The organism is Blautia intestinihominis, from assembly GCF_040096655.1.
Classification (GTDB): Bacteria; Bacillota; Clostridia; order Lachnospirales; family Lachnospiraceae; genus Blautia_A; species Blautia_A intestinihominis.
Genome location: NZ_JBBMEI010000005.1, coordinates 28,280 through 46,439 on the forward strand (window position 1 = coordinate 28,280; position 18,160 = coordinate 46,439).

Consider the following 18,160-nt stretch of genomic DNA (forward strand, 5'->3'; position numbering starts at 1 on the left):
AAACGTTAGCAGGAGGATTATATATGAAAGATGTATGGGGACACAGTGGAAGTATGGATCAGAGTCTGTCTGAACTTGAAATCAGACACCGGACTCTGGCAAGAGAAGCGGCGGTGGAAGGTATTGTACTTCTGAAAAACGAAGGAGTACTTCCTCTTTCCACAGCTTCAGCTATTGCACTGCTTGGAAGTGGGGCAGAAAAGACTATTAAAGGCGGAATTGGTTCCGGTGATGTAAATAACAGAGAAAATATTTCCATTTATCAGGGAATGAAAGAAGCAGGTGTGACTATTACCAGCGAGGACTGGCTGGAGGATTATGAAGAACGTTATAAAAACGCACGAAATGTCTGGAAAGAAAAAATCCTTGAGGATGCAAAGCACGTAGATAATCCATTTGATGCATACGCAAGCAACCCTTTTATTCTTCCGGAAGGACGGGCTGTTGAAGCAAAGGATATAGCAGATGCAAAAGCAGCTGTGTATGTGCTCAGTCGTATTTCCGGAGAGGGTAAAGACCGCCGCAGGGTAAAAGGAGACTATTATCTGAGTGAAAGAGAAGCAGCAGATCTTTTTTTCCTGAATGAAAAAAAGATTCCGGTCATCCTGCTTCTGAATGCGGGTGGTCCGATCGAACTGACTGACATTCTGGAAAATACAGAGAACATAAAGGCAATCCTTAATATTTCCCAGCCGGGGCAGGAGAGTGGATATGCGGTTGCAGACATCCTGCTGGGAAACTGTGTACCAAGTGCGAAACTGACGACAACCTGGGCGAGAAGATATGAAGACTGCCCTTTTGCAGAGGATTACAGTTATCTGAATGGAAATCTGGATACCGAAGAGTACAAAGAAGGGATTTTTGTCGGATACCGTTATTTTGACAGCTTTGGCAAAAAGCCACTGTTTCCGTTTGGATTCGGACTGTCCTATACAGAGTTTAAAATAGAATTCAAAGGGATTGAGACTTCGGAGAAAGAACTTACAGTTGAAATGAAAGTTACTAATATCGGAGATACTTATGCAGGAAAAGAAGTTGTGCAGATTTATGCATCTCTTCCTCAGACAGAGGTAAAGAAAGAATATCGCCGTCTCGTTGGGTATGCAAAAACAAAGCTTTTGCAGCCGGGAGAAGCTGAAACATTGAAGATCACAGTTGGACAGAAAGAACTGGCATATTTTTCTGAGGAAAAACATCAGTGGATCGTAGAAAAAGGAACCTATGGTATCTGGACCGGAAACAGTTCTGTATCTCTCGAATACAGCAGCACTGTGAAAGTAGAGCAAAGTGTATCGTTGGAGGATACCTGTGTTCTGGAAAACACAGCAGAGATAGAAGAAGAACTGTGGAAAACGTACGAATGCAGAAAAACAACGGCAGATAACAGCCATTGTATTGTTTTTACACCGCATCCAGAAGAGAAAAAAATATACAGATCAGCTTATGCCACGGAACAGATGGCAGAAGATCTGCTTCCTCTTCTCTACGGAAATATTGCAGAAACAACAAGTACTCTGGGGGCAGCAGGAATCCGCGTTCCAGGAACCGCAGGTGAGACAACAGAAGGACTTCTTGACAAGTATGGTATTCCATCGCTGATCATGGCAGACGGGCCGGCAGGTATCCGATTGCAGCAGCACTATGAAGTGGACAGGGCAACAGATACCGTTTATGGAATTGGTGTACTGGGGGCACTGGAGAATGGCTTCCTGGTAGACAGAGAAGAGCATGAGGGTGCTGACCAGTATTATCAGTACTGCACTGCATTCCCGGTAGGAACTGTAATGGCTCAGACATGGAACAGAGATCTGATGCAGAGATTTGGAGAAGCGGTTGCACTTGAGATGGAAGCATTTCACGTCAATCTGTGGCTGGCACCGGGTCTGAATATCCACAGAAATCCTCTTTGTGGACGAAATTTTGAGTATTATTCAGAAGATCCGTTCCTCTCAGGAACGCTGGCAGCATCTGTAACAAAAGGTGTGCAGTGCCGTAAGGGATGCGGTGTTACAATTAAGCATTTTGCATGTAATAATCAGGAAGACAACCGCATGGGGGTGGATGTAAAGATTTCAGAGAGGACACTCAGAGAAATTTATCTTCGTGGATTTGAAATTGCAGTGAAAGAGGGTCAGCCGGCAGCAATCATGTCTTCTTACAATCTTGTCAATGGAGTGCATGCGGCGAACAGCAAAGATCTGTGTACCAGAATTGCCCGGAAAGAGTGGGGATTTGATGGAGTTATCATGTCTGACTGGAATACAACCGTACCGGAAGATGGAAGTGTTGCATGGAAATGTGCTGCGGCAGGAAATGACATTATCATGCCTGGAAATGCAGAAGATGCCGAGAGTATTCGTAAAGCATACAGAAACGGAGATCTTACAGAAGAAGAAATCCGTTCCTGTGCAGGCAGGATTCTTAAACTGATCAGTCAGCTGGCATAGAATTGTTACATCTTCAGTGCCAGATACAGCCGCACAGCATCCTGAAACTCCCGCGGGTTGTATCCGCATTTCTTATGGATATGATTGAGCCGATACTGGATCGTATTCTTATGCAGATACGTTTCCTCGCAGGTCTTTTTGAGGGACATGTCACAGGAAAAGTAAATACGAAGTAATTCAAGGTCTTCCGGAGAAAGCTTATCGAGGGTTTTCTCCAGGAAGACTTTTTTGTTGCGGGAGTTTATGGAGGCGAGGATCAGTTCCAGATCCAGGGAGGAAGCCTCTGCATAATTACATCCGGCGGGCATGGATTTCATCGCGATCTCGGCAGAAAAAGCAGAATCTGCGATCTCATGGATCAAGGACGGGTTTCCCACAGCTATGCACAGAGTGCCTGTATATTTCAGTGCGAAATCCACCAGAATCTGTCTTTGTCGGTGGAAAACTTTGTCCTCGATGACAGCAAGATACTCATCCGGGTACACAAAAGTAAAAAGCTGGCTGTCAAGCTTCTGAAAAAGCCGGGAGATGGCAGTGTCCAGAGAAGCGGAGAGTACAGGTCCATCGTCAGAATGGATTTTCAGGCGAAGAAGCTGCCAGGACTTTTTTTCACTGATGTTCCACCGGGTTAGATTTTCTCTGAGATAATCCGGGTGGATATCCTCATGGTCGATCAGCCCGCGCAGGATATAGCTTTTTTTGTCAGATTCTGTGCGGTTAAAAGCGTCCAGTTCCTTCTCACGGATCAAAAGCCGGGTGATCCGTTCAGCCAGTTTGGCATATTTGCGTACTTCATCGGGATTTCCGGTGATACCGATGACGGCGATCATCTTGTGATTATGGTAGACAGGAAGATTGACACCCTGCTGTGTGCCGGTAAAACGGTCATTTTCCCGAACTTCGATCACAGTACCGCGCTCGGCCGTCTGCTGTCCGATTTCATGAAAGGTCCCGATGCGTGTCGCATCTGTGCTGGCAAAAATCGTCCCGGAACAGTCAATGAAATTCACGTTCTGTCCGCACAGATCCCGGACGGTATCTACGATCTGCTGTGCGAGTGCTCTGGTGATGTAAGGTGTCATGGTGTTGCTCCTCGTGCTGCTTTGTGGGCTTTTTTAGTCTGGTACATTTTCTGGTCGGCGAGATTGATATAGTCATTGAGAGAGAATACAGGATCGTCAGCGATGACACTGCCAATGCTTGCTTCAATTGGAAACGAGAAATGACTGGCAGAAGAAAGTTCAGCCAGAGCGTGCTGGATATTTTGTTCCAGTTGATGAAGCTTTCTTATGTCAAGATCAGGAACGACACATACAAACTCGTCGCCACCATAGCGCATACATATGGAACCGACAGGACAGTTCTGCCGGAGAACGGAAGCAATGCGGCGGTATCCCTCTACCCAGGCATAGGTAACGTAACGTTTCCAGCCGTCTGTGATAAGTGCTATTTTTTTCATGATAAAATACCCCATTATTTTATATAGTAAAAAACCCGTTCTTCATATTATAACGAATCAGCCGCCAAAATACCAGTTTTATACGCAAAAAAGCCCGCTGGCATACGGGAGAGGGACCAGCGGGCAAAGGGAGAAAAGGGACAAAGTTAAAGCAGACGGAATACCTGTTCCACCGCTGCAGCCATATTGGCTTTGGCAGTAGCCGGATCCATGGCTTCACTGAGGGTGGAGATTCCACGGACGATCGGAAAAAATGCATCAATACCGGCTTCGTTGCAGGCAACGGCTTCTTTTGTGACGCTTCCTGCAAAAGCGACGGTTTTTGCACCATATTTTTTGCCGAGTTTTGCGACGCCTACAGGAGCTTTTCCCATGGCGGTCTGATGATCCAGACGACCCTCACCGGTTACGACAACATCGGCGTTTTTCATTTCGTCCTCAAGATGGACAGCATTCAGGATAAGCTGGATGCCAGGAGTCAGTTCTCCGTTTAAGTAGCTTAAGAATGCAAAACCAAGTCCGCCTGCGGCACCTGCACCGGATGCGTTCATGTTGTCTTTTCCGATGGTCTGTGAGGTAACTTTTGCATAGTTTTCCATTCCGGCATCGAGGACCGGAAGCATTTCGGAAGTAACGCCTTTCTGCGGACCATAGATGTAAGTGGCACCCTGGAAGCCGCAGAGCGGGTTTGTGACATCACATGCGATCTTGAAATTACACTGGGAGAGAAGCTCAGCATTGTCGGAAAGTCTGACGGAAGCCACTTTGGCAAGCGCCTGTCCGCCTTCGCCGGTGTCCTGACCGTCTTTGTCAAGGAAAGTAAATCCAAGAGCCTTAAGCATTCCGATCCCACCGTCATTGGTAGCACTGCCGCCGATTCCGATGATGAAATTGCGGATTCCCTTGTTGATGGCGTGAAGGATCATTTCACCGACACCGTAAGTGGTAGCGATCATAGGATCTTTCTGCTCGGAGATCGTGATCCCGGCGGCAGAAGCCATCTCCATGACAGCAGTGTTGGTGTCCTTGAGATAACCATAATATGCGTTGACCGGTTCATGATAAGGTCCGGTAACTGTGACATCGACACGTTCTCCATTCAGCCCTTCGATCAGGGCATCCGTAGTTCCCTCGCCGCCGTCAGCCAGTGGTTTGACGATCACTTCTGCATCTTTATGTGCGGCAAGAACGCCGGCTTTGACAGCCATGCCGGCTTCCATGGAAGTCATGCTTCCTTTAAATGAATCAACAGCAACTACAACTTTCATAACAAAACCCCCTGTTGGTAATGTGAATGTTTTTTTGAAAAAGCTGCTCAGGCAGTAAACGCAAATGTGTAAGGTGATTGGAGGAACTGAACAGCTTTGATGATGTTACTATAGCATGTGCGGGATGAAAAAGATATGTCTTTGATACTGAAAAATAAAGATAAATTTACGAAATATATATACTATATAACAAAATATTTGAAATGAAGCGGATAAAAGAATTGTAAAGTGCAGATCTGCATGATGAGTATAATGCGATAGTCTGAACGTGGTGTCTGCTTGTAAAAACAGATACCACGTTTGTCTATTCTTTATTTTGGTTCTTTTCCAGCAGCAAATACCATCATCATCTCGTTGGTAAGACTGCTGTTGTTGTCCTGACCGATAATTTGATCACGCTCAAACCACTGTGCTATGGAAAGCTCTTCGTGATCCACCGTGAGAGTATCATCTCCGTCTACATCACAGAAAAATCCGAAAAGTAAAGTGCCGGAGAAGGACCATGGCTGGCTCTTGTAATAACGAAGATTTTTGACTTTAAGGCCGACCTCTTCCATGACCTCACGCTGGACGGTCTCTTCAATGGTTTCCCCAATTTCTGCAAATCCGGCGATCAGAGCATATTGTTTAAAACTCCGGCCTTCATATTTGGAACAAATGATCTTGTCACCGTTTGTGATGCCGACGATGACAGCCGGCATAAGTACCGGGTATTCCCGACGGCCGCAGGAAGGGCAGTACATCATACGCTCTTTTGTGTCATGCTTCATTGGTTTTCCACAGCATCCGCAGAAACGCCGATTTTTGTACCAGAACCAGAGCTGATATCCAGTGACTGTGGCGAAAGCAAGATACTGTGGCTGGACATAACGAAGCTCTCTTGTTTCATGGAATTCATAGCCCGGCAGCAGGGATGTATCAAGTCCCGGGATCAGATAAAAACGTTCCTGATCAATGGAAAAAAGATAGATATAATTTTCGTACAGATCGCTTACATTTCCTTCCAGTTCGCGAAAACGTGGAAGAGAGATGGAAACGTCATCTTCTTTTTTATGGAAGAAACACTTTCCATTTTCGTAAGCGAGAATGATGCTGTTGCCATCCGGTGTGACTGGTTTATATTCATTGTGATAAGTATGCGGTGCGATATCCTGAATCATAAAAAATCCTCCTTTTGGTGATAACTACGTAGTGGTCATGCAGGACCGGAAAATATAATTCAGTATAGGACACACGCAGAAAAAATGCAACACAGAGAAAAAACGGGTGTGAAAAGAGATTATAACTTTTTACTTATGAATTTGTGAAAAAAGTATCAGATACTATTGACAATGACCAAAGGGTATGCTATTATAATGTCAGTATAATTCCATATTGAACATATGAAGTGCTGGCTGTGTCCGCGTAGCAGTCAGAAGAGGGAATCAGGTGAGAGTCCTGAGCGATCCGGTCACTGTAACAGAGGAGCGAACCTTCATTATCCCATTGTACATAGTATGAGAAGGGGAAGGCAAGCGATGATCCTGAAGTCAGGAAACCTGCTTTGTATGGCGAGGTTAAACTTCCGTGTAAAGTGTAACAACCAACTTAGGGATATCCGCAGTCCCAGAGTGTTGTCTGCTTATTGGAAGCAGGCATTTTTTTATGGAATTCGCCTGTTCGTATGAATTATACCTCATGCTTGTAATTGCGGTGGCCGCCGCAGAGCATGGTAACCCATTAAGGGTATGATTAAATGGCAGGCGATACTGCTTCGGATGCATTCGTTCCCTCCGCATATTTGAACGGATTCATTGTCTACCCCGGAGCAGCATCGCAAATCCTCTATAAGAATGTTTGAATGACAGCATGACATTGATCATAGCTGCTTTTTTTATATCTTCTTATAGGATATAATAGGATGAAAAGGGGATGGAGGTGAATATTATGGAGAAACCGTATTGGGAAGGGAAACATTATTCCTATTTCAGCAATAAGGAGTGTGAATATTTTCCATGCCATAAAGGGGCAGACCCGGAGAACTTTAATTGTCTGTTTTGTTATTGCCCGTTGTATGCACTGGGTGATAAATGTGGCGGGAATTTTAAGTTTACGGATAAGGGATTTAAGGACTGCACGGATTGTCAGCTGCCGCATAAGAGGAAGAATTATGGGTATGTGACTGGGAAGTATGCGGAGTTGGTGGAGTTGATGAAGAAGATGGGGTAGGTGAGGAATGGGGACGCCTACGGAGAAACACCTCCTGTACGGATGACATTCGCTCACCGGGGTGTGGCCCCTGAACGCCGCCCGTAGGGCGGCAGATTAGGGACCGGTGTGTGGGAGACTCATTATCTCTCTTCTAATATCATTTTCAACCTTGGAATCTGATTATTCAAGATCAGTTCCTCCGGGAACATTTCTTCATGCACGAATTCGGCGGCACAGGTGAAGTCTCCGATGTGTTCTGTGCCGTGGCTGTCGCTGGGGAGGACGATCGGGATGTTGTATTTGCGGCAGCAGCGCAGGATCTCGCGGTTGTTGGCTCGGGTGTCTCCTCGGTAGCCGTAGGGGGCGAGGGAGGCTTCGTTGATTTCAAAGATCACTCCGAATTCTTTTGCTGCGACTGCAAGTGTCTCATAATCTGCTGGAAAATGCGGATTATCGCAATGTCCGAGGATTTTGACGCAGGGATGCTTCATAGCGTTCAGGTAAGCACTTGTATTTTCTTTTACAGAACCACTCTTATAATTTTGCGCGTGCATGCTCGCGATCGCGTAATCCAGTTTGTCAAGAAGTTCATCACTTAAATCTACATGTCCATCAACATCAAGGATATTCAGTTCAACTCCAAACAATAATTCAATCCCAAAGCGTTTCTTGGGAGAATAAGAAAGACTTCTGAAATAAGAAGAAGTTCCCGCGGCAAGTGTGCCAGGTCCATGGTCTGTGATCCCGAGCAGTTTAAGGCCCTTCTTTGAAGCCGCTTTTGCCATATCAGAAACAGTACAGGTCGTTCCGTGCCCGCTTGCGATTGAATGTGTATGTACATCAGAAAGATACATTTTTGTTCCTCCTCTGATCAGAAAAAATTGTCACTGCCAACTTCATTTACAGCAACAAAAACTATACTGACTTCAGTATGGCAGTTCAAAATCCAAAAGTCAACTCAAAAATCAAATTCCAAATAAAAACCAACACAAAACAAACAAAAACCACAACAAAACCCGCACAAAAAACCGATAAATACTGTTGGATTCCGTTGACATGCGAGGGTGGGTAGAGTATAATGATTCTATATGAATCGTGGCGTCATAGCGCCTTTTGAAGGTGCCAGTGGCACATCCGCTGATACATATGAGATATGGCGTTTGAGACACCATAAGAAAGGAGAAGTGTGGAGATGTTTAATACCACAGATATTCCAAAGTCATCCAGAATTCCGAAACTGGTTGAGGCACTTTATGCCCACATGCCGGTTATCGAATCTGCAAGGGCGAAGCTTATCACAGAATCGTACAAGGCCACAGAGGGACAGCCTACGATCACCAGACGTGCAGAAGCTTTTGCCCACATTCTCCGTAATATCCCGATCATCATCCGTGACAACGAACTGATTGTTGGAAGCAGCACGATCGCACCGCGAGGATGTCAGACTTTCCCGGAATTTTCCTACCAGTGGCTGGAGGATGAACTGGATACGGTTGAAACGAGGAGCGCAGACCCGTTTTACATTGCTGAGGAGACCAAGCAGGAGTTAAGAGAAGTACATAAATACTGGAAGGGCAAAACCTCCAGCGAACTTGCAACCTCCTACATGGCGCCGGAAGCAATCAGAGCAATCGAACACAATATTTTTACACCAGGCAACTATTTTTACAACGGTGTCGGACATGTAACTGTTAAATATGAAGAAGTTCTTGCAATCGGTTACAAGGGAATCATCGACAAAGCACAGGCAGAACTCGACAGATGTCAGGTTGGAGACGGCAATTACGTCAAGAAATCACATTTTCTTAAGGCAGTCATCCTTTCCTGCCAGGCAGTCATCGAATACGCAGAGCGTTATGCAGAGCTTGCGTCCCAGATGGCAGCAGAGTGTACCGATCCTGCACGTAAACAGGAACTTCTGCAGATCTCACAGAACTGCAGCCGTGTTCCGGCAAATGGAGCAACAAGCTTCTATGAAGCATGCCAGTCCTTCTGGTTTGTACAGCAGCTCCTTCAGGTTGAATCCAGCGGACATTCCATTTCCCCTGGACGTTTTGACCAGTATATGTATCCTTATTATAAGGCAGATCTTGACAAGGGCATCATCACCAGAGAATCCGCACAGGAACTTCTTGACTGTATCTGGGTCAAACTGAATGACCTCAACAAAGTCCGTGATGCAGCTTCTGCAGAGGGATTTGCAGGATACAGCCTTTTCCAGAACCTGATCGTCGGTGGTCAGGACAAGGACGGAAATGATGTTACCAATGACCTTTCTGTTATGTGTATCCTTGCATCTATGCATGTACACCTGCCGATGCCTTCCCTTTCCATCCGTGTATGGAATGGCTCCCCGCACGAACTGCTGATCAAGGCAGCCGAGCTTACAAGAACAGGTATCGGACTTCCGGCCTACTATAATGATGAAGTTATCATCCCGGCACTTCTGAACAGAGGACTGACTCTTGCAGATGCCAGAGAATACAACATCATCGGATGTGTAGAACCGCAGAAAGCCGGCAAGACAGATGGATGGCATGACGCAGCATTCTTCAATATGTGCCGCCCGCTGGAACTTGTATTCTCCAATGGTATGGACAAGGGCGAGCTTGTTGGTATCCAGACAGGCGATGTCACCAAGATGACAACCTTCGAGGAATTTTATGACGCATACAAGAAACAGATGGAATACTGTATTTCCCTTCTTGTAAATGCAGATAATGCGATCGACGTTGCACACGCAGAACGTGTACCGCTTCCATTTGAATCCTGTATGGTAGATGACTGCATCAGCAGAGGACTTTCCGTTCAGGAAGGCGGCGCGATCTACAACTTCACAGGACCGCAGGGCTTCGGTATCGCAAATATGGCAGATTCCCTGTATGCGATCCGCAAACTTGTATACGAAGACAAGAAAGTTTCCATGGAAGAATACAAAGAAGCTCTTGCATGGAACTATGACAAAGGACTTGATGAGCAGTCAGTCAAAGATATCTCCGAGATGATCCTCAAGGGAATGCAGGACGGCGGCATGAATGTCACAGAAGACACAGCCAAAGCAGTCCTTACAACAGTCATGAGACTGAAACCTACAGAGGAGCAGCTTCGCAGATTCACAGAGATCCATCACATGATCGACGAAGTTCCGAAATACGGAAATGCGATCGACGATGTTGACTATTTTGCAAGAGACGTAGCTTATACATACACACGCCCGATGCAGAAATACCACAATCCACGTGGAGGACAGTATCAGGCAGGTCTTTATCCGGTATCAGCAAACGTACCGCTTGGTGGACAGACAGGTGCAACACCGGATGGCCGTTATGCACATACACCGGTTGCAGATGGCGTTTCTCCATCCGCAGGCAAGGATGTCAAGGGACCGACAGCGGCAGCAACTTCCGTTTCCAGACTGGATCACTTCATCGTATCCAACGGAACACTGTTCAACCAGAAATTCCATCCGTCAGCACTGGCAGGAAGGGAAGGACTGGAGAAGTTTGTTTCCCTGATCCAGACCTTCTTTGATCAGAAGGGAATGCATATGCAGTTCAACGTTGTTGACCGTGAGACTCTTCTCGACGCGCAGAAACATCCGGAGAAATATTCTCATCTGGTTGTACGTGTTGCAGGCTACAGTGCACTGTTTACAACACTTTCCCGTTCTCTTCAGGATGATATCATCAGAAGAACAGAGCAGGGCTTCTAAAAGGAAGATATTATGGATTATTTACAGACAAAAGGTCGTATTTTTGATATCCAGAGATATTCGGTCCACGATGGCCCGGGGATCCGTACGATCGTCTTTCTGAAGGGCTGTGTGCTCCGCTGCCGCTGGTGCTGTAATCCGGAATCACAGGAATACAAGATCCAGACCATGAAAGTCCTCGGTGAGGACAAGGTGATCGGCAGAGATGTTACAGTAGAAGAGATGATCCAGGTGGTTGAACAAGATCGCCCGTACTACCGGCGTTCCGGCGGCGGTCTGACCCTCTCCGGAGGTGAGAGCCTCTGCCAGCCGGAGTTCGCGAGAGACCTTCTCAGAGCTGCCAAGGAGCGGGGAATCAACACCGCCCTGGAGAGCATGGCATGTGCACCGTTTGAGGTGATCGAGGAAATCCTTCCATATCTTGATCTGTATCTGATGGATATGAAGCATACCAATCCGGCAAAACATAAGGAATTCACTGGTCGCCCGAATGATCTGATGATGGAAAATGCCCGTAAGGTTGCACTTTCCGGCAAATGCAAGCTGATCATCCGAGTTCCGGTTATTCCGACGTTCAATGCGACGGTAGAGGAGATCCAGGGAATCGCATCCTTTGCGAATACTCTGCCCGGAGTAGAGCAGCTTCACCTGCTTCCGTATCACCGTCTCGGACAGGATAAGTACACCGGACTTGGCAGAGAATATCTGATGGATGGCATCCTTCCACCGACCGCAGAGGAGATGAATACCCTCAAGAGAGCGGCAGAGGCAGTAAGCTCCCTGCACGTTCAGATCGGCGGCTGAGGACAATAAAGTTATGTTGCGAAAAACAACAAAAACAACATTCAAGAAACAATAAAAACAACATAAAACAACGATAATTTCTTGACAATCCAGGTTATAAGGAGTAAAATCTTCTTAGAAATAAAACAAAACCCAAGCTATGCCCTGAGGGCTATCCTAATCGCCTCCAGGGTACGGCAAACCACACTGCTTTAGGAGGAAAATAAGCATGGTAAACGAATTTGAAATCAAAAAACAGATCTGTGACATCGGAAGACGTATCTACAACCGTAACATGGTTGCAGCAAACGACGGAAACATTTCCGTAAAACTGAACGACAACGAATTCCTCTGCACACCAACAGGTGTATCCAAAGGATTCATGACACCAGAGTTCATCTGTAAAGTAGATGCTCAGGGTAACGTAATCCAGGCTAACCCGGGATTCAAACCATCTTCTGAGATTAAAATGCACATGAGAGTATATCAGAAGAGACCAGACGTAGGATCTGTTGTACATGCTCATCCGATCTATGCAACATCCTTCGCTATCGCTGGTATCCCGCTTACACAGCCGATCATGCCAGAAGCTGTTATCGCTCTTGGATGCGTTCCGATCGCTGAGTACGGTACACCTTCCACAATGGAGATTCCGGACAACCTTGAGAAATATCTGCCATACTTCGACGCAGTTCTTCTTGAGAACCACGGAGCTCTTACATGGAGCACAGACCTGAACGCTGCATACATGAAGATGGAATCCGTAGAATTCTACGCACAGCTTCTGTATCAGAGCAAACTCCTTGGCGGACCGAAGGAATTCGACAAAGAAAACATCAAGAAACTGTATGAGATCCGTCGTAAATTCGGTATGCCTGGCAAACATCCTGCAAACCTCTGCCAGAACAAAGACGGCGTAAACTGCCACAACTGCGGTGGAGCATGCCACAACGAAGAATACAAACAGTTCCCAGGATATCAGTATGATTTCGTAGGCGGAGCAGCACCGGCAGCAGAAACTACTACAGCAGCACCGGCAGCTAACGCAGACGCAGAACTGGTTGCAAACATCACAAAACAGGTTATGGCTCAGCTCGGACTGAAATAATCCATTCTATATAAACGGTAGACATTAAGGAGGAACAATCTCATGCCAATTAGTGAGAGCATGGTACAGGATATTGTACAGGAAGTAATGGCAAAAATGCAGATTGCAGATGCTCCAACTGGAAAACATGGTGTTTTCAAAGATATGAACGATGCGATCGAAGCTGCAAAGAAATCACAGCAGATCGTAAAGAAAATGTCCATGGATCAGAGAGAAAAAATCATCACCTGCATCCGTAAGAAAATCAAAGAAAATGCAGAAGTTCTGGCTCGTATGGGCGTTGATGAGACCGGAATGGGTAATGTAGGAGACAAGATCCTCAAACATCATCTGGTAGCAGACAAGACACCTGGTACAGAAGACATCACAACAACTGCATGGTCAGGAGACAGAGGACTGACACTGATCGAGATGGGACCGTTCGGCGTGATCGGTGCGATCACACCATGTACAAACCCGAGTGAAACAGTACTCTGCAATACAATGGGTATGCTGGCAGGCGGAAATACAGTAGTATTCAACCCGCATCCGGCAGCAGTCAAGACCTCTATTTACGCGATCAACCTGTTAAACGAAGCTTCCCTTGAAGCAGGCGGACCGGACAACATTGCAGTAACAGTAGAGAAACCTACCCTTGAAACAAGCAATATCATGATGAAACATAAAGATATCCCGCTGATCGCAGCAACAGGCGGCCCTGGCGTTGTTACAGCAGTTCTTTCCTCCGGTAAGAGAGGAATCGGAGCTGGTGCAGGTAATCCACCGGCAGTTGTTGATGAGACAGCAGATATCCGTAAGGCAGCACAGGACATCGTAAACGGATGTACTTTCGATAACAACCTTCCATGTATCGCAGAGAAGGAAGTTGTTGCAGTATCTTCTGTAGTAGATGAACTGATGCACTACATGCTGACAGAGAACGACTGTTACCTGGCTTCCAAGGAAGAACAGGACAAACTGACATCCGTAGTTCTGGCAGGCGGCAAACTGAACCGTAAATGTGTAGGACGTGATGCTAAGACTCTTCTTTCCATGATCGGAGTCAATGCACCGGCAAATACCCGATGCATCATCTTCGAGGGACCGAAGGAACATCCACTGATCACAACAGAGCTTATGATGCCGATCCTTGGTATTGTAAGAGCAAAAGACTTCGACGATGCTGTTGAGCAGGCTGTATGGCTTGAGCATGGCAACCGTCACTCTGCTCACATTCATTCCAAGAATGTGGACAACATCACCAAATATGCGAAAGCAATCGACACTGCGATCCTTGTTAAGAATGGCCCGTCCTACTCTGCACTTGGATTCGGTGGAGAAGGTTTCTGCACATTCACAATTGCAAGCCGTACAGGAGAGGGACTTACAAGTGCAAGCACCTTTACCAAGAGACGTCGCTGCGTAATGACAGACAGCCTTTGCATTCGCTGATCAGGAGGAAATTTTATAATGGATATGAATAACGTAAATATTGAAGAAATCGTAAAACAGGTCCTTTCCGGAATGACCGGAAACGCACCGGCTCAGACAGCAGCACCGGCTGCTCAGACTCCGGCAGCACCGGCTATCCCGAAAACTGCAAGAGTTGCAATGATGACTGAGAAAAAACATTTCGAACTTCAGGAGTACCCGCTTCCGGAAGTTGGAGATGATGACATCCTCGTTAAAGTAGAGGGATGCGGCGTTTGTGGTACAGACGCACACGAATACAAAAACGACCCGTTCGGACTTATTCCGGTTGTTCTCGGACACGAAGGAACTGGTGAGATCGTTGCCATGGGTAAAAACGTCAAAGTTGATACAGCTGGTAAACCGGTTAAGATCGGTGACAAAGTTGTTACCTGCATGATCTTCAAAGATGATCCGGAGATCACAATGTTCGACCTCAACAAGAAAAACGTTGGCGGAGCAGATGTCTATGGACTTCTTCCGGACGATGATGTAAAATTCAATGGATGGTTCTCTGACTACATCTTCATCAGAGGCGGAAACTTCGGTTCCACATTCTTCAACGTAAGTGATCTGGATCTGGATTCCCGTATTCTGATCGAGCCATGTGCAGTACTTGTACATGCAGTAGAAAGAGCAAAAACAACAGGCATCCTCAAATTCAACAGCAGAGTTGTTGTTCAGGGATGTGGACCGATCGGTCTGATCTGTATCGCAGTTCTCCACACCATGGGTGTTCAGAACATCTGTGCAGTAGACGGAAACGCACAGCGTCTTGAATTCGCTAAGAAAATGGGCGCAAACGCAACTGTAGACTTCACAGAGCACAAGGGAATCGAAGCCCTGACAGAAGCTGTTAAGGCAGCTCAGGACGGACATCTTGCAGACTTTGCATTCCAGTGCACAGGTAACCCGCACGCACATGCAAACATCTACAAATTCATCCGCAACGGCGGCGGTCTCTGCGAACTTGGTTTCTTCATCAACGGTGGAGATGCAACCATCAACCCGCACTTCGACCTCTGCTCCAAAGAGATCAACCTGGTTGGTTCCTGGGTATACAACCTCAGAGACTATGCTACAACATTTGATTTCCTTAAGAGAGCAAAAGCAATCGGACTGCCGATGTCTGATCTGATCACACACAAATTCCCGCTTGAGCAGATCAACGAAGCACTTGAAACAAACCTGGCAATGACTGGACTTAAGATTGCCATCGTTAATAAATAATCCGGTAAAGGAGAAGCAAAATGGCAGAAGCTGTAGGAATTTTAGAGGTATTTGGGCTGGCAACGGCCTTTGTAGCGGCAGATGCAGGGTGCAAGGCAGCCAATGTCCGCCTGGAGGTGTTCGATAAGAACAAACCTGCAAATGCTGACAGCCTGCCAGTACCGCTTCTGGTATGCATCAAGTTCCGCGGAAGTGTTGAGGATGTGACCGCAGCAGTAGAAGCAGGAATGGCAGAAGCAAGCCGGAGAACTGGTGTAGTGCAGCACTACGTGATCCCAAATCCGACAGAGGATACGGTGAAGATGCTGAAAATCAGCGCCCTGGATAAAAGCTGACGCAGCTTAGATCCTGGTACAGCAATAATTCAACAGAAATGAAATGATTCAGGAGGAATAAATCATGGCACAGGAAGCTTTAGGAATGGTAGAAACCAGAGGACTGACAGCTGCAATTGAAGCAGCCGATGCAATGACAAAGGCAGCAGAAGTTGCACTTGTAGGAACAGAGAAGATCGGATCCGGACTGGTAACAGTTATGGTACGTGGAGACGTAGGAGCTGTTAAGGCAGCAGTAGAGAGCGGAAGCGCAGCAGCATCCAGACTTGGAGAGCTCGTTGCTACACACGTAATCCCGAGACCGCACACAGACGTAGAGAAAATTCTTCCAAAGATCTGATCTTAGTGGAATACATACAGATCAGTCAAAAGGAGTTCGCTCATGAATAAAGCATATGGTTTTATTGAGATCACAGGTGTTGTTGCCGCAATCAACGCGCTCGACATTATGTGCAAAACTGCAGACGTTGAGCTGGCGTCATGGGAACGTAAGCTGGGCGGACGACTGGTAACTCTTATCATACAGGGCGATGTATCAGCGGTGAACGAAGCAGTTGAAGCCGCTGTTGCAGGCGCGATTAAGAAACCGGCAAGTTATGCAGTGATCGCACGGCCGCACGAGGAGATCGTCAAACTCGTAGAGCTGAGTGCGAGCCGATGGAAGAAGAAAACACAGGAAGTAGCAGACAATTAGTTACTGTTTATAGGGAATATCCCGCGAGGTGTTTTGCCATGAATATGGCAAAATCCCGAGACATGCAGGGCAAAATGCTATCACCGTAGGTGATTTGGAATGCATTTTGACCAAGTTGCTGTGAACGAAGTGAACAGTAACCAGAATTAATTTTTATTTATCCATAAGGAGGATATGATCATGACACAGGAAGCATTAGGAATGGTAGAAACCAGAGGACTTACAGCAGCTATCGAAGCAGCAGACCAGATGTGCAAAGCAGCTAACGTTGCACTTGTAGGAACAGAGAAGATCGGATCCGGACTGGTAACAGTTATGGTACGTGGAGACGTAGGAGCTGTTAAATCTGCAGTAGAGAGCGGAAGCGCAGCAGCATCCAGACTTGGAGAACTCGTTGCTACACACGTAATCCCGAGACCACACACAGACGTAGAAAAAATCCTTCCGTCAATCAAATAACCAAAGATCCTGAAAACGGAAGAAAGCAGGTGTAATCTTGGAATCAAAGAATATCGAACTGATCACAAAGATGGTCATTGACGCCATCAATCAGTCAGAAGAAAAAGGCAATGGCTTCATGGTTCCGATCGGAGTTTCCGCAAGACACGTTCACCTGACACAAGAGCACGTAGAGACATTATTCGGACCTGGATATCAGCTCACCAAGAAGAAAGATCTGATGGGCGGACAGTTCGCATCAAACGAAACTGTTACGATTATTGGTCTGAAACTCCGTGCGATCGAGAATGTCCGTGTACTCGGACCGGTCCGCAGTGCAACACAGGTTGAGGTATCAGCAACAGATGCCATCAAACTTGGAATGAATGTTCCGGTACGTATGTCCGGTGACATTGCAGGAAGCGCACCGATCGCGATCGTTGGACCGAAGGGTGCCATCTATCTCAAAGAGGGATGTATCGTGGCTATGCGTCACATCCATATGTCTCCTAAGGATGCACAGGCAGCCGGTGTCAAGAACGGTGATATCGTTTCTGTCAAGGCAGATAACGAGCGCGGAACTATTTTCAATCATGTTGCGATCCGTGTAGACGACAGCTTTACACTGGAAATGCACATTGATACAGATGAAGCGAATGCAGCAAAGATTGCCACAGGCAATACAGTTACCATCATAAAGTAAATACGAATCTCCTGGATCAGCCGGTGGCGTATGCCACCGGCATTAGGGGATTATATAATAATGCGGAGGCACACACATGATAGTAGGTAAAGTAGTTGGAAGCGTGGTTTCCACGCGGAAGAGTGACAAGTTAATAGGACAGAAATTCATGATTGTGGAGCCGGTGCATCATATGAAAACTGACTTATCCCAGATCGTTGCGATCGATATCATCGGCGCAGGAATCGGGGAATATGTATTGGTGGCACAAGGAAGCGCAGCAAGGATTGGCTGCGGTGAAGAAACAGCACCGATCGATGCCGCAATCGTCGGAATCATCGATGATGGTGCAGGATTGGAGTAAC

General features: G+C 46.6%; 18 protein-coding genes and 1 riboswitch. Of the genes, 13 read left to right on the forward strand and 5 right to left on the reverse strand.

Annotation, left to right across the window (positions count from 1 at the left end; translation table 11 throughout):
- Positions 1-23 precede the first annotated feature (23 nt).
- Complete coding sequence (locus WMO75_RS02820; RefSeq protein ID WP_349077568.1) at positions 24-2,447, forward strand: glycoside hydrolase family 3 protein; 2,424 nt, start codon at positions 24-26, stop codon at positions 2,445-2,447.
- A gap of 5 nt (positions 2,448-2,452) precedes the next feature.
- Here WMO75_RS02820 and WMO75_RS02825 read toward each other — a convergent pair whose 3' ends face one another.
- The 4 genes from WMO75_RS02825 to nudC form a co-directional block, all read right to left on the reverse strand.
- Positions 2,453-3,529, reverse strand: a complete 1,077-nt coding sequence (locus WMO75_RS02825; RefSeq protein WP_291581929.1) for a CdaR family transcriptional regulator — start codon at positions 3,527-3,529, stop codon at positions 2,453-2,455.
- Positions 3,526-3,906: a diguanylate cyclase domain-containing protein gene (locus tag WMO75_RS02830; protein ID WP_291581926.1), complete on the reverse strand. Its 381-nt coding sequence runs from the start codon at positions 3,904-3,906 to the stop codon at positions 3,526-3,528. The genes WMO75_RS02825 and WMO75_RS02830 overlap by 4 nt, the downstream gene beginning before the upstream one ends.
- A gap of 146 nt (positions 3,907-4,052) precedes the next feature.
- Entirely contained in the window at positions 4,053-5,174 is a 1,122-nt protein-coding gene (locus tag WMO75_RS02835; RefSeq protein ID WP_022215758.1) for a glycerate kinase family protein, read from the reverse strand.
- Between the two features lie 311 nt (positions 5,175-5,485).
- Positions 5,486-6,334: an NAD(+) diphosphatase gene (gene nudC / locus WMO75_RS02840; RefSeq protein WP_303217856.1), complete on the reverse strand. Its 849-nt coding sequence runs from the start codon at positions 6,332-6,334 to the stop codon at positions 5,486-5,488.
- A gap of 208 nt (positions 6,335-6,542) precedes the next feature.
- A riboswitch (cobalamin riboswitch) is annotated at positions 6,543-6,734 on the forward strand.
- 366 nt (positions 6,735-7,100) lie between these two features.
- On the opposite strand from nudC, the gene WMO75_RS02845 reads away from it, so the two are divergent.
- Positions 7,101-7,382, forward strand: a complete 282-nt coding sequence (locus WMO75_RS02845; RefSeq protein WP_022215760.1) for a cysteine-rich small domain-containing protein — start codon at positions 7,101-7,103, stop codon at positions 7,380-7,382.
- Positions 7,383-7,504: 122 nt separating this feature from the next.
- On the opposite strand, the gene WMO75_RS02850 is transcribed toward WMO75_RS02845, so the two are convergent.
- Positions 7,505-8,218: a phosphatase gene (locus WMO75_RS02850; RefSeq protein WP_349077569.1), complete on the reverse strand. Its 714-nt coding sequence runs from the start codon at positions 8,216-8,218 to the stop codon at positions 7,505-7,507.
- 338 nt (positions 8,219-8,556) lie between these two features.
- On the opposite strand from WMO75_RS02850, the gene WMO75_RS02855 reads away from it, so the two are divergent.
- From WMO75_RS02855 to WMO75_RS02905, 11 genes are all read left to right on the forward strand, one after another.
- Positions 8,557-11,076: a glycyl radical protein gene (locus WMO75_RS02855; RefSeq protein WP_349077570.1), complete on the forward strand. Its 2,520-nt coding sequence runs from the start codon at positions 8,557-8,559 to the stop codon at positions 11,074-11,076.
- A 12-nt stretch (positions 11,077-11,088) separates the two neighbouring features.
- Positions 11,089-11,880 (forward strand): glycyl-radical enzyme activating protein, encoded by a 792-nt coding sequence (locus WMO75_RS02860; RefSeq protein ID WP_291581916.1) that lies wholly within the window; start codon positions 11,089-11,091, stop codon positions 11,878-11,880.
- Between the two features lie 208 nt (positions 11,881-12,088).
- A complete protein-coding gene (locus WMO75_RS02865; protein ID WP_022215764.1) occupies positions 12,089-12,967 on the forward strand; it encodes a class II aldolase/adducin family protein in 879 nt (292 codons plus the stop codon).
- 42 nt (positions 12,968-13,009) lie between these two features.
- Positions 13,010-14,398, forward strand: a complete 1,389-nt coding sequence (locus WMO75_RS02870) for an aldehyde dehydrogenase family protein (RefSeq protein ID WP_291581912.1) — start codon at positions 13,010-13,012, stop codon at positions 14,396-14,398.
- Positions 14,399-14,416: 18 nt separating this feature from the next.
- Complete coding sequence (locus WMO75_RS02875; protein ID WP_291581909.1) at positions 14,417-15,646, forward strand: zinc-binding dehydrogenase; 1,230 nt, start codon at positions 14,417-14,419, stop codon at positions 15,644-15,646.
- Between the two features lie 20 nt (positions 15,647-15,666).
- On the forward strand, positions 15,667-15,981 hold the full coding sequence (locus tag WMO75_RS02880; RefSeq protein WP_299319802.1) for a BMC domain-containing protein: 315 nt from the start codon (positions 15,667-15,669) through the stop codon (positions 15,979-15,981).
- A 64-nt stretch (positions 15,982-16,045) separates the two neighbouring features.
- A complete protein-coding gene (pduA, locus tag WMO75_RS02885) occupies positions 16,046-16,321 on the forward strand; it encodes a propanediol utilization microcompartment protein PduA (RefSeq protein WP_022215767.1) in 276 nt (91 codons plus the stop codon).
- Between the two features lie 42 nt (positions 16,322-16,363).
- Complete coding sequence (locus WMO75_RS02890) at positions 16,364-16,675, forward strand: BMC domain-containing protein (RefSeq protein WP_022215768.1); 312 nt, start codon at positions 16,364-16,366, stop codon at positions 16,673-16,675.
- 180 nt (positions 16,676-16,855) lie between these two features.
- Positions 16,856-17,134 (forward strand): BMC domain-containing protein, encoded by a 279-nt coding sequence (locus tag WMO75_RS02895; RefSeq protein ID WP_118252026.1) that lies wholly within the window; start codon positions 16,856-16,858, stop codon positions 17,132-17,134.
- Positions 17,135-17,204: 70 nt separating this feature from the next.
- Complete coding sequence (locus WMO75_RS02900; protein WP_417192168.1) at positions 17,205-17,816, forward strand: phosphate propanoyltransferase; 612 nt, start codon at positions 17,205-17,207, stop codon at positions 17,814-17,816.
- Positions 17,817-17,892: 76 nt separating this feature from the next.
- Complete coding sequence (locus WMO75_RS02905) at positions 17,893-18,159, forward strand: EutN/CcmL family microcompartment protein (protein ID WP_118252025.1); 267 nt, start codon at positions 17,893-17,895, stop codon at positions 18,157-18,159.
- The last annotated feature ends 1 nt before the right edge of the window (position 18,160 follow it).

Excerpts from the sequence above, each read along its gene's own strand:
- WMO75_RS02880 (WP_299319802.1), top strand. The coding sequence starts at position 15,667 with ATGGCAGAAGCTGTAGGAATTTTAGAGGTATTTGGGCTGGCAACGGCC.
- WMO75_RS02860 (WP_291581916.1), top strand. The coding sequence starts at position 11,089 with ATGGATTATTTACAGACAAAAGGTCGTATTTTTGATATCCAGAGATAT.
- WMO75_RS02855 (WP_349077570.1), top strand. The coding sequence starts at position 8,557 with ATGTTTAATACCACAGATATTCCAAAGTCATCCAGAATTCCGAAACTG.
- nudC (WP_303217856.1), bottom strand. The coding sequence starts at position 6,334 with ATGATTCAGGATATCGCACCGCATACTTATCACAATGAATATAAACCA.
- WMO75_RS02830 (WP_291581926.1), bottom strand. The coding sequence starts at position 3,906 with ATGAAAAAAATAGCACTTATCACAGACGGCTGGAAACGTTACGTTACC.
- pduA (WP_022215767.1), top strand. The coding sequence starts at position 16,046 with ATGGCACAGGAAGCTTTAGGAATGGTAGAAACCAGAGGACTGACAGCT.
- WMO75_RS02905 (WP_118252025.1), top strand. The coding sequence starts at position 17,893 with ATGATAGTAGGTAAAGTAGTTGGAAGCGTGGTTTCCACGCGGAAGAGT.
- WMO75_RS02825 (WP_291581929.1), bottom strand. The coding sequence starts at position 3,529 with ATGACACCTTACATCACCAGAGCACTCGCACAGCAGATCGTAGATACC.
- WMO75_RS02865 (WP_022215764.1), top strand. The coding sequence starts at position 12,089 with ATGGTAAACGAATTTGAAATCAAAAAACAGATCTGTGACATCGGAAGA.
- WMO75_RS02845 (WP_022215760.1), top strand. The coding sequence starts at position 7,101 with ATGGAGAAACCGTATTGGGAAGGGAAACATTATTCCTATTTCAGCAAT.
- WMO75_RS02835 (WP_022215758.1), bottom strand. The coding sequence starts at position 5,174 with ATGAAAGTTGTAGTTGCTGTTGATTCATTTAAAGGAAGCATGACTTCC.
- WMO75_RS02870 (WP_291581912.1), top strand. The coding sequence starts at position 13,010 with ATGCCAATTAGTGAGAGCATGGTACAGGATATTGTACAGGAAGTAATG.
- WMO75_RS02875 (WP_291581909.1), top strand. The coding sequence starts at position 14,417 with ATGGATATGAATAACGTAAATATTGAAGAAATCGTAAAACAGGTCCTT.
- WMO75_RS02850 (WP_349077569.1), bottom strand. The coding sequence starts at position 8,218 with ATGTATCTTTCTGATGTACATACACATTCAATCGCAAGCGGGCACGGA.
- WMO75_RS02900 (WP_417192168.1), top strand. The coding sequence starts at position 17,205 with ATGGTCATTGACGCCATCAATCAGTCAGAAGAAAAAGGCAATGGCTTC.
- WMO75_RS02890 (WP_022215768.1), top strand. The coding sequence starts at position 16,364 with ATGAATAAAGCATATGGTTTTATTGAGATCACAGGTGTTGTTGCCGCA.
- WMO75_RS02820 (WP_349077568.1), top strand. The coding sequence starts at position 24 with ATGAAAGATGTATGGGGACACAGTGGAAGTATGGATCAGAGTCTGTCT.
- WMO75_RS02895 (WP_118252026.1), top strand. The coding sequence starts at position 16,856 with ATGACACAGGAAGCATTAGGAATGGTAGAAACCAGAGGACTTACAGCA.